This window comes from Streptomyces huiliensis (genome assembly GCF_020037025.1).
In the GTDB taxonomy this organism is placed as follows: Bacteria; Actinomycetota; Actinomycetes; order Streptomycetales; family Streptomycetaceae; genus Streptomyces; species Streptomyces huiliensis.
This window is the reverse complement of record NZ_JAIQLH010000106.1, coordinates 1-15,093: the sequence shown is the minus strand read 5'-3', so window position 1 is coordinate 15,093 and position 15,093 is coordinate 1. Positions and strand designations below refer to the sequence as shown.

At 73.6% G+C, this 15,093-nt stretch carries 13 protein-coding genes and 1 pseudogene; 5 read left to right on the top strand and 9 right to left on the bottom strand.

Annotated elements, in window-relative coordinates:
- Positions 1–34: 34 nt before the first annotated feature.
- On the top strand, positions 35–409 hold the full coding sequence (locus JNW98_RS19695; protein ID WP_223769570.1) for a VOC family protein: 375 nt from the start codon (positions 35–37) through the stop codon (positions 407–409).
- 17 nt (positions 410–426) lie between these two features.
- Here the strand turns inward: JNW98_RS19695 and JNW98_RS19690 are convergent, their stop codons facing one another.
- The 5 genes and pseudogenes from JNW98_RS19690 to JNW98_RS19670 all read right to left on the bottom strand — a co-directional run bounded on the left by JNW98_RS19690 (position 427) and on the right by JNW98_RS19670 (position 6,854).
- Positions 427–1,212, bottom strand: a complete 786-nt coding sequence (locus JNW98_RS19690) for an alpha/beta fold hydrolase (protein ID WP_223769569.1) — start codon at positions 1,210–1,212, stop codon at positions 427–429.
- A 38-nt stretch (positions 1,213–1,250) separates the two neighbouring features.
- A complete protein-coding gene (locus JNW98_RS19685; protein WP_223769568.1) occupies positions 1,251–2,513 on the bottom strand; it encodes an MFS transporter in 1,263 nt (420 codons plus the stop codon).
- A gap of 1,091 nt (positions 2,514–3,604) precedes the next feature.
- Positions 3,605–3,985: a hypothetical protein gene (locus JNW98_RS19680; RefSeq protein ID WP_223769567.1), complete on the bottom strand. Its 381-nt coding sequence runs from the start codon at positions 3,983–3,985 to the stop codon at positions 3,605–3,607.
- A gap of 469 nt (positions 3,986–4,454) precedes the next feature.
- Positions 4,455–6,407 (bottom strand): sigma-70 family RNA polymerase sigma factor, encoded by a 1,953-nt coding sequence (locus JNW98_RS19675; protein ID WP_223769566.1) that lies wholly within the window; start codon positions 6,405–6,407, stop codon positions 4,455–4,457.
- Between the two features lie 178 nt (positions 6,408–6,585).
- Positions 6,586–6,854: pseudogene (locus JNW98_RS19670) on the bottom strand (hypothetical protein).
- A gap of 139 nt (positions 6,855–6,993) precedes the next feature.
- Here JNW98_RS19670 and JNW98_RS19665 point away from each other — a divergent pair.
- Positions 6,994–7,461 (top strand): winged helix DNA-binding protein, encoded by a 468-nt coding sequence (locus tag JNW98_RS19665; protein ID WP_223769565.1) that lies wholly within the window; start codon positions 6,994–6,996, stop codon positions 7,459–7,461.
- A gap of 53 nt (positions 7,462–7,514) precedes the next feature.
- On the opposite strand, the gene JNW98_RS19660 is transcribed toward JNW98_RS19665, so the two are convergent.
- Entirely contained in the window at positions 7,515–7,814 is a 300-nt protein-coding gene (locus tag JNW98_RS19660; protein WP_308015634.1) for a barstar family protein, read from the bottom strand.
- 41 nt (positions 7,815–7,855) lie between these two features.
- Here JNW98_RS19660 and JNW98_RS19655 point away from each other — a divergent pair, with 41 nt between their 5' ends.
- On the top strand, positions 7,856–8,353 hold the full coding sequence (locus tag JNW98_RS19655; protein ID WP_223769564.1) for a hypothetical protein: 498 nt from the start codon (positions 7,856–7,858) through the stop codon (positions 8,351–8,353).
- 71 nt (positions 8,354–8,424) lie between these two features.
- On the opposite strand, the gene JNW98_RS19650 is transcribed toward JNW98_RS19655, so the two are convergent.
- Together JNW98_RS19650 and JNW98_RS19645 are read right to left on the bottom strand one after the other, a co-directional pair.
- A complete protein-coding gene (locus JNW98_RS19650; RefSeq protein WP_308015633.1) occupies positions 8,425–10,416 on the bottom strand; it encodes a PH domain-containing protein in 1,992 nt (663 codons plus the stop codon).
- A complete protein-coding gene (locus JNW98_RS19645; RefSeq protein ID WP_223769563.1) occupies positions 10,413–10,949 on the bottom strand; it encodes a PH domain-containing protein in 537 nt (178 codons plus the stop codon). Before JNW98_RS19645 ends, JNW98_RS19650 begins: the two co-directional genes overlap by 4 nt.
- Positions 10,950–11,055: 106 nt before the next feature.
- Between JNW98_RS19645 and JNW98_RS19640 the strand changes: the two genes are divergently transcribed.
- Entirely contained in the window at positions 11,056–11,664 is a 609-nt protein-coding gene (locus JNW98_RS19640) for a TetR/AcrR family transcriptional regulator (RefSeq protein WP_223769562.1), read from the top strand.
- A 119-nt stretch (positions 11,665–11,783) separates the two neighbouring features.
- Positions 11,784–12,755 carry a serine/threonine dehydratase gene (locus tag JNW98_RS19635; protein ID WP_223769561.1) on the top strand — a complete coding sequence of 324 codons (972 nt, stop codon included), beginning with the start codon at positions 11,784–11,786 and terminating at the stop codon, positions 12,753–12,755.
- Positions 12,756–13,740: 985 nt separating this feature from the next.
- Here the strand turns inward: JNW98_RS19635 and JNW98_RS19630 are convergent.
- Positions 13,741–15,093: FUSC family protein (locus tag JNW98_RS19630; RefSeq protein WP_223769560.1), on the bottom strand; the 1,353-nt coding region annotated here is incomplete at its 5' end.

Below are 15,093 nucleotides of genomic sequence, written 5' to 3'. Positions count from 1 at the left end.
GTAATAGTCGCGCCTGGTCAAGGAGGATCCGATCGTGTCGATCACCGCTTCCGCCGTCTCCCTGAACGTCGATGACGTCGAGGCGTCCGCGGCTTTCCTCAGGGACCACTTCGGTTTCCGGACGGACATGGCCGCCGACGGCTTCGCGTCGCTGACCCGCGAGGACGCCGGGATGAACGTCATCTACCTGCGGCGGGGCCTGGCCTCGCTCCCCGATGACCAGCGCGACGACCACGCCGAGGGCGTGATCCTCGCCTTCGCCGTCGACGACCTGGAAGCGGAGCTCGCCCGCCTGACCGCCGAGGGCGTCGCGATCACGATGCCGCTGCGCGAGGAGCCCTGGGGCGAGCGGGCCTTCCAGGTCACGGACCCCAACGGCGTCATCGTCCAGCTCGTCGACTGGGTCTGAGGCCGCGCCACCCTCTCTTACGCGGAGGCGGCCAGGAACCCGACCATCAGGTCCAGCCACTCCTTCGGGCGCTCGACGAACGGCAGGTGCCCGGTGGCGAGTTCGGCGAGGCGGGCGCCGGGGATCCCCTCGGCGAGCTGGTGGTGGTGGAAGGGCGTGACCAGGCTGTCCTCGGTCGTCGAGATGACAAGGGTGGGGACGGAGAGGCGCGGGAGGTCGTCGAGGACGTCGACGCGGCTCGCGAGGTCGACGTGTTCGAGGGCGCCCGGGGGGACGGCGTCCCAGCCGGCCGCCAGCATGGCATCGACGTCGTCCTGCGAGAGCGCGTCCGCCGCGGGCGCGGTGAAGCCGAGCAGGGCGCCGAAGGCGGTGAGGCCGGCCGGGTCGTCGGCCTGCAGCAGCTGGCGCCACAGCTCGGTGGCCAGGGTGAACCGGGGGTTGGGGCGGGCGAAACCGGCGGTGAGGACGAGGGCCGTGACCCGCTCCGGGTGCCGGGTGGCCGCACGGACGGCCACGGCGGCGCCCAGCGAGTAGCCGGTGACGGCGAACGTCTCCAGGCCCTCCGCGACAGCGGCGGCGACGAGTTCGTCGGCGACGCCGTCGAGGGTGAGGGGCGCGTCGGAGCGCGGGGTGCGGCCCGTACCCGGGTAGTCGGGGCCGACGACGGTGAAGTGCTCGGCGAGGCCGTCCATGAGCGGGCCGTAGTTGGGCTCGATGCCGCCGCCGGCACCGTGGGCGAGGAGGAGGCCGGGGCCGCTGCCGCGGACGGTGCGGTCGAAGGTGGGGGTGGGGAGGGAGGACATGATTCCTGCTTTCTGTGGTGGAGGTGAGGCAGAGTGACTCAGGGATTGGAGCGAGTGCCCGGCCGTTTGAAGGCCAACACGGCGGCGGCCGCGACGACGAGACCGCCGAGCCAGGCGAGGTCGTCGAGGCCCATGCCTCCCCCTCCCCCGCCCCCGAGCCCGGAACCGGAGCCGAGGGCCTGACCGCCGAGCGCGGAGCCGCCGGCCGTACCGAGGTTGAAGGCGGAGGCGGTGACGGCGGTGATCAGGGTGGGCGCTCCGGGGGCGGCGGCGAGGGCGCGTTCCTGGAGGAGGGGGATGAGGGCGGCGGAGACCAACCCGAGGACGAGCACGGTGAGCGCGGCGGTCCAGCGGGCGTGGCTGCTCAGGGCGAACGACGCGAGGACGGCGGCGAGGACGAGGAGGGTTGCGCGGAGGGCGCGTTCGGGGTCGCGGTCGGCGAGCCGGCCGCCCAGGACGTTGCCGAGCAGCGCGCCGGCGCCGAAGGCGGCGAGGAGCAGGGTGACGGCGTCCGCGTCGAAACCGCTCACGTCGCCGAGGAGCGGGGAGATGTAGGTGTAGAGGGTGAAGAGACCCGCCTGCGCGAGGACCGTGACCGCCAGGACCCGGGCCGTACCCCGGCCGAGCAGCGCCCGGACCTCCGCGCGGGGCGCGGGGCGCTGCGACGGCTCGACGGGGCGGACGAGTACGGCCACGGCCACGAGAACGAGCACGCTCAGCGCGGCGATCCCCCAGAACGTCGTCCGCCACCCGTACCGCCCGCCGACCCACGTACCGAGCGGCGTCCCGAGGACGGTGGCGAGGTTCCACCCGGCGGCGACCACGGAGATCGCCCGTCCGCGGTGCGCGGCGGGGGCGGCCGAGACGGCGATGACCAGCGCGGTCGCGAAGGCGGTGCTGTGCGTCAGCGCGGTCACCATCCGCGCGACGGCGAGCGCCCCGACCCCGCCGGCCAGCGCGGCGCCCGCGTTCCCGGCGGCGAACACGACCAGCAGCGCCATCAACGCCCGCCGACGCGGCAGCCGCAGCATGGCGACGGTAACGACCGGCCCGGCCACGGTGACCACCAGCGCGTACCCGGTAACGAGCCCCCCGACAGCCGGAATCGGCTGCTTCAGGTCGGCGGCGAGCTCGGGCAGCAGCCCGACCATGACCCACTCCCCGGTCCCGACGAGAAACACGCAGGCGGTGAGCACGGCGAGGGCGACAGCCGGGGACCCGGGGGAGGGCGGAGGTGTCTGCGCTATTTGCGCTACGGAAGTTGGGCGACGGACCGCCCCCGTGGGAGTGCTTGGGGCCATGCGGCGACGCTATGGTCTGACATCGATGTGAGAGTCAAGCGCGGGCGGGAGGGGCGTGAGTGACGACGAGGGCTTCGCCGGCTCACCGAGTCTGGGAGCCGCCCGATATGACGGCTTCGCCGGACTCTCGACAAGTGAGTAAAAACCCGGCCCGGCGGAGACAAATCCCCAGGTGGCGGCCTGTGCTCCCCGCGTGTGCGGGGGTGGTCCCCCTGTCGAGGGTGGAACGGAACGTTTCCAGGTGTGCTCCCCGCGTGTGCGGGGGTGGCCCCGCCAGCATCGTGGCCCAGGCCCCGGTGGATGGGTGCTCCCCGCGTGTGCGGAGGTGGTCCCCAGGTGCGGCTGTCGTGGAGCGTGCCGGTGGGGTGCTCCCCGCGTGTGCGGGGGTGGTCCCGCCTCCGTGGTCGGCGACGCGAACGTCTGGACGTGCTCCCCGCGTGTGCGGGGATGGTCCCCTCGGCTACGACCTGGCGGTCATCGCCCGGGAGTGCTCCCCGCGCGTGCGGGGGGGGTGGTCCCGCTCGGTACGACCTGACGGTGATGGACCGCGAGTGCTCCCCGCGCGAGCGGGGGTGATCCTTTCCTGATGCCGGTCCTGGTACCGGCGTTGCAGTGCTCCCCGCGCGTGCGGGGGGGGTGGTCCCGCTCGGTACGACCTGACGGTGATGGACCGCGAGTGCTCCCCGCGCGAGCGGGGGTGATCCTTTCCTGATGCCGGTCCTGGTACCGGCGTTGCAGTGCTCCCCGCGCGTGCGGGGGTGGTCCCCGCTGCTGGCTGGTGAGCAGCTGCGCGACGCGGTGGTCCCCGCGCATGCGGGGTGGTCTCTTGCCGATCGCCGCGCTCAGGGTGTCCGCAGTCCCCGCCCGGCGGGGGTGGCCCCAACTTCACCGCGTTCTACGCCCGCAAGCTCGCGCGGTCCCCGCACAGGCGGGGATGGCCCGGCGAGCGCATCGAGGTCAAGCTCCGCTTCCAGCCAGCCCTGCGCCCGCAGGGGCGGCAGCGGGGTGGGCGCCGCCGCCCACTCCCCCGAACCCGGTGGGCAGGCAGCGGCGCCAAGTGGCCGCGAGCTCGTGCCCGCAGCCTCGTTCGGCTACTTCGCCGCCGAGTCGACCGCGCTGGAGGCGCCGGAAAGGGCGGACTGGGCGGTGGAGTTGACCGTGTCCTTCGCGGCGGTCACCGGGCCCGGCTCGGAGGCGGGGGCGGAGGCGCTGGAGGGGGGCGGCGGCTGCTCCTCCGAGGACGAGGAGCCGGAGGCCTTCGCGTCGTACTGGTACGTGGTGGTGACCTTGCGCTCCTTGGTGATCTTGCCCGGAGCCGGGGAGACGATCGCCACGGGCAGCGCGCCCAGGTCGACACCGCCGCGGTGGCGGCCGTGGTGGTCGTCGGCCATGGCCGTACCGGCCTGGCCCAGCACCATGCCGCCGGCCAGCAGGGCCAGCGCCACGCCAACCACTCGGTTGCGCATCGACATCTTCGATCTCCTTAGGAGAGGGGGGTACGGGGGCACCGCCCCCAGACGGAAGCGGCGCCGTGCGCACGGCGGGGCGGTTCGGTTCCCGGGCCGGGCATGGCCCGTGCCACCGGGGGTCGGATGGAGTGACACGGGCCACCGGCCGGGAAGGCCGCCCCTGCCGAGGCAGCAGAGAACTACCGGTGCGATCAGCAGGCCGTCAAAACATCCGACCGGAAAGCTGTCCCGACCCGTCGGACGCCACCGCGGAAAGCGAACGGCCGTACGCCGAGCGCCCGTTGAAAGCGCTCGCCATACGGCCCCTACGTCATTTCAAACCCGGGCAGTGCCATCCGATGCGGTGCCCCCCGCCCGTCCTCCCTGACGGCGGCCACCTGAACGGGGGACGACATCGCGCCACCCGCTCGGACCGCCGCCACGGCGGCATCCGGACGTCATCCGGTTGACCGCCCCTCACCCAGGACGAACGTCACTGCGCTCCGAACACCTGCGTCCACCGCGGCCCGCCCGGCGCATGGTTGATGCCGACGCCTATCTCGTCGAAGGAGCAGTTGAGTATGTTCCGGCGGTGCCCGTCGCTGTGCATCCAGCTGTCCATCACGGAGGCGGCGGACTGCTGGCCGTACGCGATGTTCTCGCCGTACGTGCTCCACCGGTAACCGGCGGCGGTGATGCGGTCGCCGGGGCCCTTGCCGTCCGGGTTGGTGTGGTCGAAGAAGTTGCGGGCGGCCATGTCGTCGGAGTGGCCCTGCGCGGCCTGCGTCAGCTGGGAGTTGAGGCGCACGGCCGAGCAGCCGACCTTGGCGCGCTCGGCGTTGACGAGCGCCGTGACCTGCTGCTGGAGCGATCCGCTCACGTCACCCTTCGAGGCCGCGGGGGCCTTGGCGGCCGACTTGGCGGGGGTCCGGCTGCCGCCGGAGGTCTGCGTTCCCTGCTGCCGGGACCCCGACCCCGTACCGCTGCCGGAGCCGGAGCCGGAGCCGGAGCCGGAGCCGGAGCCGGAATCCGATCCGGAGCCGGACGACGTCGCGTCGGCGGCGGAACGTTCCTGCACCGTCTTGCCCTTTCCGTCCCCCTTCCCGGACTTGTCCTTGTCCTTGTCCTTGCCCTTGTCCTTTTCCTTTTCGGCTGTCTTGGACTTCTTGTCGTCCTTGCCGTCCTTCGCGGCCTTCGCCGAGGCGGAGGGCTTGGCGCTCGGCGTCGGGCCGGCGGTGCCCGCGCGGTCGCCAAGGGGGACCGCGGCGTCGCCGGTGGTGACGCGGGTGCTCGCCTCGGTGCCGGAGGACGAGTCGGAGAAGAACTGCGAACCGCCGATCACCGCGCCGCCGGCCACGACGGCGAGGGCGGCGGCGCCGATCGCGACGCGCTTGCCCTTCGCGCCGTGCTGCTTCGACTTCGCCCTGGGGTTGTTCCGCTTCGCGTGGGTCACGCCGTGCTTGCCTTTCGTCGTCTTCACTGGGTTCGCCGGATGGCTGTGCTGTGCGGGGTGAGTGGTGTGAGTGGTGCCGGAGGTGTGGTTCTCGTGAGCGGCATGTGGCGCATGCGACGCGCTCGACCCGTCGCCGTACCCGCCGGACCCGCCGCCGTGCCCGCCGCCCGGCCCCACCGCGCCGACCGCCTCCGTCCGCAGCACCGTGGAGCTGCCCCACCAGTCGAGGAGGGCGCCCGCGACGGGAACCAGGCCGAAGCCGACGAGCAGCCCCTCCGCCGGGACGAGCGACGTCCAGGCGCCGCCGCAGGCGCCGCAGCCGCGCGCGTGGCGGGCCACGCGCTTGCGCCAGAGGGCGGACGGGACGCCGTCCCACGTCGCGACGACCCCGTCCAGGCCGGGACAGCGCGGACTGGCCCCGAGGGCGCGGACGATGCCGCGGGCCGTGTCGAGCCGCTCCTTGATGCGCTGGACGCGGACGGCCGTGTGCTGCGGGGTGAGGCCGAGCGCGGCGGCGACCTCGGCGCGGCTCAGTTCGCCCGCGGCCTCCAGCCACCACAGGGACAGCACCTCGCGCTCGCCCTCGTCGAGCCAGCGCGTGGCCTCGGCGACCTCCTTGCGCTGGCCTTCCAGGCCGAGCCGCACGATGGTCACGGCGACGAAGTCGGCCGCCGGGTCGGGCACATCGGCGCCGGTCCCGGGGAGCCCGTCGAGAGGGGTCTCCGGACGGCGCTCGCGCCAGTGCGTACGGAGCTGGTTGGTGGTGATCGCCACCAGCCAGGAACGGAATCCGGCCAGGTCGCGCAGCTCCCCCAGCCCGTTGATGACGCGGAGCATCGTCTCCTGCACGACGTCGTCGACGTCCGCGTGCCCGTTGAGGGCGCGGCCGACGATGTTGTAGACGAGTGGCAGGCAGGCGGCGACGAGTTCGTCCTGTGCCGCCGTGTCCCCGGCCCGCGCCGCTTCGACGAGCGCAGCGTTATCGGTTCCCACGTGCCTCACGCACCTCTCTCCGTTCGCATCCGACACCTGGGAGACGGAACGCTCCCGACCGGATAACAAAAATTGCAAGATTCTTGCATCACGGCGGACGGGGGTGCGGCGGGGGCCGGTCAGAGGGCCCGGCAGGGGCGGCTCGGCGGAGGTGAGGGTGATCAGTCGGGGCGGGGGCTCAGAGCCGGCGCAGAGCCGCTTCGACGCCGTCCCCGCCGTGGGAGTCGAAAGCGATGCCGGCCTGCGGCGCGTGCCGGCGGACCAGGTTCACGGTCTGCTCGAAGAGCGGGAGCAGCGGTTCGGTCTTGCGGATGCCCCCGCCGATCACGCCCACGTCCCACGGGCGCTCGGCCAGGGACGCGACGAGGACGGGCCCGCCGACGCGTCGAACGCGACCAGCGTCGTGGCGCCCCGGCCGGCGCCGTCGGCATCCGACCGGGGGATCACACCCTTGCCCTCAAGCGCGCTTGAGGTCCTACGGTCGCCATATGAGCCGCACGGCGTGCGGGCTCTGCACCCGAAGCCCCACAAAGGCGCCCGAAGCACCACACAGGCACAAAGGCACGAAGACGCAAAGGGGCATCCCATGACAACCGAACAGATCTCCGACGCCGAACTCGCCGGACAGCCCGCCGCCTACTGGACCGGGGTCGCCTACGAGGCGCTCATCGCGTACACCAGGGCCCGGCAGGCCGAGAAGGGTTACACGCAGCCCCAGTTCTGGCTGCTGCGCAACCTGTCGGCGAACGACATCTCGCCCGACGGCGCGGGGATGACCCTGGCCGAGCTGCGGCAGGCCATGGCCTCCTACATCCGGCCCGAGGACGACCTGGCGGCGGAGTCCGCGGTACTCGTGGAGCGCGGCTGGCTGACCCGGGACGCCGACGACCGGCTGTGGCTCACCGCCGAGGGGGAACGGGCCCGCGTCGACCTCGCGCGCAACGCCCCCGCGATCCGCGCCGCCCTCCACGAGGGCATCGACGACGCGGACTACGTCACCACGGTGAAGGTGCTCCGGCAGCTGATCCGCAACGCGGGCGGGACCGCCGCCTGACGAGCTGGGGGGGGCAGGAGGGCTAGGGGCCTGGGGGCTGGGGGGCTGGTCCGTCAGGTCAGCGGGTGAACGACGAGCCGGTTCTGCTCCCCGTCGAAGAGGTCGGCCAGGATCACGGCCTCCTCGCGGTTCCCCTCGAAGAGGCCCCGCTGGTCGACGTGCACGACCAGGACGTCGTGGCTGTCGATCACTTGCGAGATGCCGCGGGCGTTGATGGTGTCCCACCATGCGTTGAGGTTCCTGCCGAACCATTCCGGCAGGCTGCACGGCCCGGTCACCGCGTCCCAAAAGTCGTCGAGGGTCTCCATCCGCCGGCCTCGCAGGTCGACCGTCAACTCGCTGTTCGGTGTCACCGCGGCAGCGTATCCATGCATCACCGGCGGGAGGGGGCGCTGTGGAGATCACGGTGCAGTGGGTCAGGACGTCATGGACGAAGCGGTCCAGGGGCGGTGAGGCCGCCGCTCGGAGGAACGCGGCTCCGGTGGGCTTCACGGTGCCGGCGGCCTCGGGGCCGTTCGCGCACGTGGTCCGCATGCACGAAGAGGACCGGTTCGAGCCGCGGGAGTCCCGGGAGGAGCTGCGCCCGGTCGCCGTCGGGCTCGGACTCGGGCTCGGGCTCGGACTCCGGGAGACGGACGGCCGGCTGCGGGTGCTGCCCCGTGTGAACCCGCTCTTCGGGCTGCCGCCCCGCCCTCGCCGGCCGCCGGCGGTGCGGCTCCGCTCGGGCGAGTGGGTGCGGTGGCAGCTGAACTACCGCTTCAGCAGCGCGGCGGGGGTGCGGGACTGGTCGTACTGGTTGGACACGTTCAACATCGCCTACGGTCCTGTGGACGGCGACGTGTTCCTGTCGGAGCCGACCGTGTTCGTCGACGAGTGCGGGCCATTGAGGTAGCGCCGGCCGACGGCGGGGCGCCGACGGCGCGTGAACGGCCCGCCCCGCCCCCGTCCCTGCACCCCCGCTCCTCACCCCTCCTCCCCCACCGGCACCAGGAACTCCCGCAGCATCCCCGGCGTCGCCGCGTCCGCGAACGCCGCCGCGTCCTCGGCCGCCATGTCGCGGATGCGGTACCCCTCCTCACCGGCCGCGACGGCGGCCGTCGCCGTGAGGACGCCGGCGCGGCGGGCGAACGGGGTGCTCGTGAACGTCCAGGCGAGGACGGCGTCGCGGTCGAGGATCACCGTGTCGCGAGTGAGGGTGCCGGAGCGGATGACGAGCCGCCTGCCGCGGAGGGCGTGCCCGAGGGCGCGGTAGGCGTCGTCGGCGAACGTGCGGGCCACCGGGGTGGCGAGGAGCAGCCAGGCCGCCCCGCAGTACAGGAGCACCGGGGTGAGGAGCGCGCCGAGGATCCCGAGCGCGACGGCCGGCGGCAGGGCGCACCAGAGCAGTACGCGGACGACGCGGCGGCGCCGGGCGGCCGGCGGGTGGGGGCGCAGGTCGCCGGTGTCCACGTGTTCGCCGAGGACGCCGGCGCAGACGCGTTCGGCTTCGGAACGGGGGGCGGGCGGGAGGAGGGTGCTGCGTGCGCGGTTCTCCTCGCGGTCGCCGAGACCGCCCGCGACGGCGCGTACGGTGGCGCCGCCGCCGAAGCGGAGGAGCAGCGGTTCGCGCAGGACGACGCCGCGCAGCCGGGCGCGTTCGATAGTGACGGACCGGGTGGTGAGCAGGCCGTGGCGGACCCTGAGGGTCTCCGCGTCCGTCCGTTCCAGCCGGTACCGCCACCACGCCTCGGCGTAGAGGACGACGGATCCGAGCGTGCCGAGGACGGTGACCGCGAGGATGAGGAGGGGGACGGTGATCCAGAGGGCGCTGTTGCCGAACTCGTCGAACGCGTCGCGGACGACGCCGATCCGCCAGGGTTCGATCCCCATGCCGTCGAGGACCCGCCAGACCGCGCCCGCGGCGGCCAGGACCCCGCCGAACACCCAGAAGGTGAGCGGCGCGTACCGCAGCCAGCGGGGGTCGGCGGTGGACAGGACGGGGTCGTCGTCCGCGTCCGTCCACCCGGCTGCCCGGGCGAGGAGTTCGGAACGCAGCCGTTCCCCTTCGGGCCGGGTCAGGGCGTCCAGCGAGACCTGCCCGCGCCCGCCGGTGCCGGCCCGGAGGACGACGAGGCCGAGGACGCGCTGGACGGGGTGGGCGGTGAGGTCGACGTTGCGGACGCGGTGCAGGGGGACGGACTTGGTGCGCCGGGTGAGCAGGCCGGTGCGGAGTTCGAGCGCGTCCGAAGTGATGCGGTAGTGAGTGCGGAGCCAGGTGAGGGAACCGAGGGCGGTGAGGGCCGCGAAGACGGCCGCGAGGATCGCGAGGCTGATCCACACACGGGCGCCGGGGCGGCCCCCGGTCGCCAGAACGGCCAGCACGAACGAGCCAAGGGGCGCGCCGAGCCAGGAGCAGTGGGCTATGAGGGTGCGGGGGGCCAGGCGGTGCCAGGTGTCGGTGGGGGTGGGGGTGGGGGCGTGCCCGGTGGGGGCGTGCCCGGTGGGGGTGCGTCCGGCGGGGGTGCGTCCGGCGGGGGCCGGGTCGTCGGGTGCCGGGCCGCGGTACGCCGGTACGCCGGGCATTGGGCCGCTGGGGGACGGGACACTGGGCGTCGGGCCAGCGGGCGTCGGGCCGCCCGACGCGCCGATGCCGAACAGGTGGCTGCCGTATGGGCGGTCGTCGTACGGGTGGTCGCCGTGCGGGTGGTCGCCGTACCGCAGCCCGGCGTATGGACGGCCGTCGTATGGGTGATTGCCGGACGGGCGGTTGTCGTACGGGCGGTGGTCGGACGGCGGCCCCGCATGCGAGCGGTCGTCGTACAGGCCGTGGTCGTACAGCGACGTCGCGTACGGCGACGGCCCGGCGTACGGGCGGTCGTCCGGCAGCGCGCCCCCGGGCTCCTCCCGCCACGGCCCGTGGCGATGGGGATGGTGGTGATGGTGGTGATGGTGGTGGTGACCTGCCGCGTCGGTCATGCCGCGTCCTCCCGTACGTACCGGGCGGCCCGGCCGACGCGCTCGGCCATGCGCCGGGCGTCGTCCTCCGCCAGTCCGGAGATCTTCACGGCGCCGGCCGTGGAGGCGGTGGTGACGACGACGGTGGCGAGTCCGTAGCGGCGCTGGAGCGGCCCGACCGTCGTGTCGACGGTCTGCACGCGCGAGAGCGGCGCGATGCGGCTGCGCTGCCAGAACCAGCCGTTCGTCGTGTACACGGCCGCCTCGCCGACCTCCCAGGCGTGGATCCGGTAGCGCCAGGCCGGCATGGCCAGCTGGTAACCGAGCGCTGGCGCGGCCAGCGTGACGGCGACGAGGGGCGCGAGCCAGGGCAGGGCGCCGGGGAAGAGGAGTGCGGACAGCACGAGCAGGGTCGCCGCCGTCAGCAGCAGCGGACCGCTGACGGTCAGCAGCGCCTGCACCGCCCACCAGCGCCGGGCCCGGGGGTCGACGCGATGGCGGGGCGGCCGGAGGGTGACGGGCGCGCCGCCGCCGCCTGTGCCGGTGGTGTGCATGGAGTGCCCCCTGGGGACCCGGATCTTTCCAGGTCAGTTGTATTGCTTCCGACATCGGTAAGGTATGGCAATACGACCGACTTGTAAAACGGAGGTGACCGTCGCGGTGCCGAAGCGCGTGGACCACGAGGAACGGCGACGCCTGATCGCCGAAGCGCTGTGGCGCATCGCGAGCTCGCGCGGCCTGGAGGGGGCGAGCCTGCGGGACGTCGCCGCCGAGGCGGGCATCTCGCTGGGGCAGTTGCAGCACTACTTCTCCGGGAAGGACGAGATGCTCGTCTTCGCCCTGGAGCACATCAGCACTCTCGCGGAGGCGCGCATCCGCGACCGCCTCTTGGCCCTCTCGGGCGCCTCCACCGCCCCCTCGCCCCGTACGGTTCTGCGCGAGTGCGCGGCCGGCATGCTGCCACTGGACGACGAGTCCCGCACCGGCCTCCTCGTCGGCATCGCCTACTTCGTCCGCGCCCTCTCCGACGAGCGCATGCGGCGCCACGCGCAGGAGGGCCAGCCGAAGCTGCGGGCCTTCTTCGCCGACCAGTTCCGGGAGGCGGTGGCGCGCGGCGAGGCGGGGTCGGGGCTGGATCCGGAGCTGGAGGCGATGCTGCTGATCGCCCTGACGGATGGGCTGACGAGTTCGGCGTTGCTGGAGGTCATTACGCCGGAGGAGGCGATGGGGTTGGTGGACCGGCACTTGGAGCGGCTGTTCGTGCGGTAGCGCGGCCGCGTGATGATGGGGGGTTCGCCCCGGCCCCGCCCTTTCACCGTTTCTCGCGGGGGCGGCGCCCCCGCACCCCCGGGCCGGAATCCCGGCGGCCGGCGGAACGTTCACCTTCCGTGATCGACAACGCGCACCCCCTCGCCTACGAGGACATCAAGGCCGCCGGCGACCGCATCACCGGACACGTCCGCCCCGTGACCCTCGCCCCGATGGAACGGGACGTGTGGCTGGCACTTGAATTCCTGCAGCACACCGGCTCGTTCAAGGCCCGCGGCGCCCTGAACTTCATCCAGGCCCACCTCGACGCCGGCACCCTCCCCGACGCCGGCGTCACCATCGCCTCCGGCGGCAACGCCGGCCTGGCCTGCGCCTGGGCCGCCCGCCGGCACGGCGTCCGGGCCACGGTCTTCCTGCCCGCCACCGCGCCGGCGGTGAAGGTCGCCAGGCTGCGCGGTTACGGGGCCGACGTGCGGCTGGTCGGCGACGAGTACGCCGAAGCGGCCGCCGCCTGCGAGGAGTTCGCGACGGTGACCGGGGCGCTCGCCTCACACGCCTACGACGACCCGCTGATCACCGCCGGAGCCGGCACTCTCCTGGAAGAGATCCACCGCCAGATCCCCGACCTGGACACGGTCGTCGTGGCGGTCGGTGGCGGCGGCCTGTTCGCCGGCGTCGCCACCGCAGCCCGGCGGCACGGCATCCGCACGGTCGCCGTGGAACCGGAGCACTCCCGCGCCTTCAACGCGGCCCTGACGGCGGGGCACCCGGTCGACGTCCCCGTCGACTCCATCGCCGCCGACGCTCTCGGCGCCCGCCGCGCCACGATGTTGGCCCTGCACGCGGCCCGACAGGGCGACGTGCACTCCACCCTCGTCCCGGACACCGAAATCATCCGCGCCTGGCGTAAGTTGTGGGACGACCACCGCCTCGCCGTGGAACACGCCGGCGCCACGGCACTGGCGGCGCTCCTGGCCGGGAAAGCGGACTCCGCCGCTTACGGCTACCGGCCGGGCGAGGGCGAGAAGGTGTGCGTAGTCCTGTGCGGCGCCAACACGGATCCGGCTACGCTCGGGGCCTCCGCGAACTGACCACTACCGAGGGGGTTCAACCAACTGACTTAGCAGGTGGTCACCGTGCTGTTTGGGGTACCTACCGCGTGACTTAAGTTGTGTCAGAGGAGAGGTGAGGGTGGCGGCGGCATGGCCGACTGCAACCACACCCGAGAGGTTGATATGTGCAGCAAATTCGCTTTGCCCGTTTCCGTGAAAGTGAGTAAAAACGCGGCTCCCCGCGCATAAACCCGCAGGTCGCGCCCTGTGGTCCCCGCGCACGCGGGGGTGGTCCCGGGCTGATCAGCATGCTGCGGCCGTGGTCGGCGTGGTCCCCGCGCACGCGGGGGTGGTCCCGCCTCAACCGCACCCGCTACAGCCCCGGCTGGGTGGTCCCCGCGCACGCGGGGGTGGTCCCGCGGACCTGTTGCTGGGGGTGGGGGAGGTCGTGTGGTCCCCGCGCACGCGGGGGTGGTCCCCGCGCTCGCGGGGGTGGTCCCGCTACGAGCACGTGCCCGTCGGAGGAGACGACGTGGTCCCCGCGCACGCGGGGGTGGTCCCCGCGCTCGCGGGGGTGGTCCCGCTACGAGCACGTGCCCGTCGGAGGAGACGACGTGGTCCCCGCGCACGCGGGGGTGGTCCCGCTTCGAGCACGTGCCCGTCGGAGGAGAAGACGTGGTCCCCGCGCACGCGGGGGTGGTCCCCGCGCTACGAGGCCGTCGACTTCGTCCAGATCGTGGTCCCCGCGCACGCGAGGGTGGTCCCGTCGGCGCGGCGTGCCGCCGACTCGGGATCCCGTGGTCCCCGCGCACGCGGGGGTGGTCCCAGCACGTCGTAGGGGACGGGCTTGCGTGGGGCGTGGTCCCCGCGCACGCGGGGGTGGTCCCTACATCGAATCCGTGGGCGGAAAGTATCTCTCGTGGTCCCCGCGCACGCGGGGTGGTCCGCCACCCACGGGCCTCAATCGGCTCAGCAACGGCCAGACCGTCCGCCCAGAACCGCAGCGGCGCCAAGCGCCGCAGCCTCACCCCACCCTCCGAGCCGCCCGATTCCTCCCCCCAGTCCCAGGCGAAAGCGCCACCGCCAGCTCATCCAGCGCATCCGTCAAAAGCTCAGCCCCCCGCACGGTCACCCCCGTATCCCCCTCCTCCGCAGCCCAAGCCGCCACCCGCACCCGCAGCTCCGTCCAGTCCAGCGGCCGCCGTTCACGGACAGCGGCGACCGCGTCCGGTAGCAGCTTCCGCAACGTGTCCGCGAAGGCCGCCGCGCCAGGCGAAGCGGGCGCGTCAGCCTCAGGCAGATGCGCCTCCATGAGCATCGTCACGCGCCCCATCGTCGCCAGCGCCGACTCCGCCGCGCGTTCGGCGCTCCTCGAGAGACCCCGGTGGCGGACCGGTTCCTTCTGGGCGCGTTCGGCGGTGTCCTCCCACTCGCGGCGGGCCGCGCGTGCGTCCAGGAGGGCCTCGCGGACGCGGCGGGGGCGGCGGCCGGCGGGGTCGGCGTGGGCGGTGAGGACGGCGAGTGTGTACTCGCCGTTGGCGCGGAGCCATTCGGCGAGGCGGTCGCGGAGGCGGCGCGTCTCCCAGACGGGGAACAGGGCGTACGCCGCCATCGCCAGCAGGCCGCCCAGCAGGGTCAGGGCCACCCGCGCCTGGACGGTCTGCGACCACCCCTCCCCCACCACGCCCAGCAGGAACACCACATACCCGCCGACACACGCCGACGCGACGATGTAGCCAGCCCCCGTGAACAGGTACAGCAGCCCGACGCAGACCACCGCCAGCCCCGCGCACACGTACACGCCCGGGTGCAGCAAAGCCGTCACGGCCGCGCCCGCCAGGACGCCCACCACCGTGCCGACGAAGCGGGCCACACCCCGCGAGTACGTCTGCGCGAAGTCCGGCCGCATGATCATCACGGAGGCCATGGGCGCCCAGTAGCCGTGCCCCCACGGCAGCGCCGCGCCCAGCACGTACCCGACGCTCGCCACCGCCGACAGGCGGACCGCGTGCCGGCCGATCGGCGACGACCAGCGCGCCTCCCGCCGCACCGCCCGCAGGGCGAGCGGGATCAGCCGGTGGACGGTCGGGCGGAGGAGGTGGCGGTACTCCTCCGGCGGGCGGTCCCCGGGTGGCGTGTCCGACGACGCGGCCCCGGACGCCGCCGCCGCCCGCCGCGTCGGGCGAATCGGTTCGTCACTGCCCTCCACCGCGTCGCCGAGCAGGGCGATCAGCCGGTACGCGGACCGGCGCGCCGCGCCCGTCAGCATCGGGCCGGACTCCGGCACCCGCAGCACGTCCAGCGCCTCCGGCGGCAGCCGCACCGGCCCGCCCCTGCGCACCGACCGGGCGACCGCGTCGAGGACGGCCGCGGCGGC

Bases quoted from the DNA above. Each gene is read 5' to 3' on its own strand.
- JNW98_RS19690 (WP_223769569.1), bottom strand. From the start codon at position 1,212: ATGTCCTCCCTCCCCACCCCCACCTTCGACCGCACCGTCCGCGGCAGC.
- JNW98_RS19685 (WP_223769568.1), bottom strand. From the start codon at position 2,513: ATGGCCCCAAGCACTCCCACGGGGGCGGTCCGTCGCCCAACTTCCGTA.
- JNW98_RS19650 (WP_308015633.1), bottom strand. From the start codon at position 10,416: ATGACCGACGCGGCAGGTCACCACCACCATCACCACCATCACCACCAT.
- JNW98_RS19645 (WP_223769563.1), bottom strand. From the start codon at position 10,949: ATGCACACCACCGGCACAGGCGGCGGCGGCGCGCCCGTCACCCTCCGG.
- JNW98_RS19680 (WP_223769567.1), bottom strand. From the start codon at position 3,985: ATGTCGATGCGCAACCGAGTGGTTGGCGTGGCGCTGGCCCTGCTGGCC.
- JNW98_RS19665 (WP_223769565.1), top strand. From the start codon at position 6,994: ATGACAACCGAACAGATCTCCGACGCCGAACTCGCCGGACAGCCCGCC.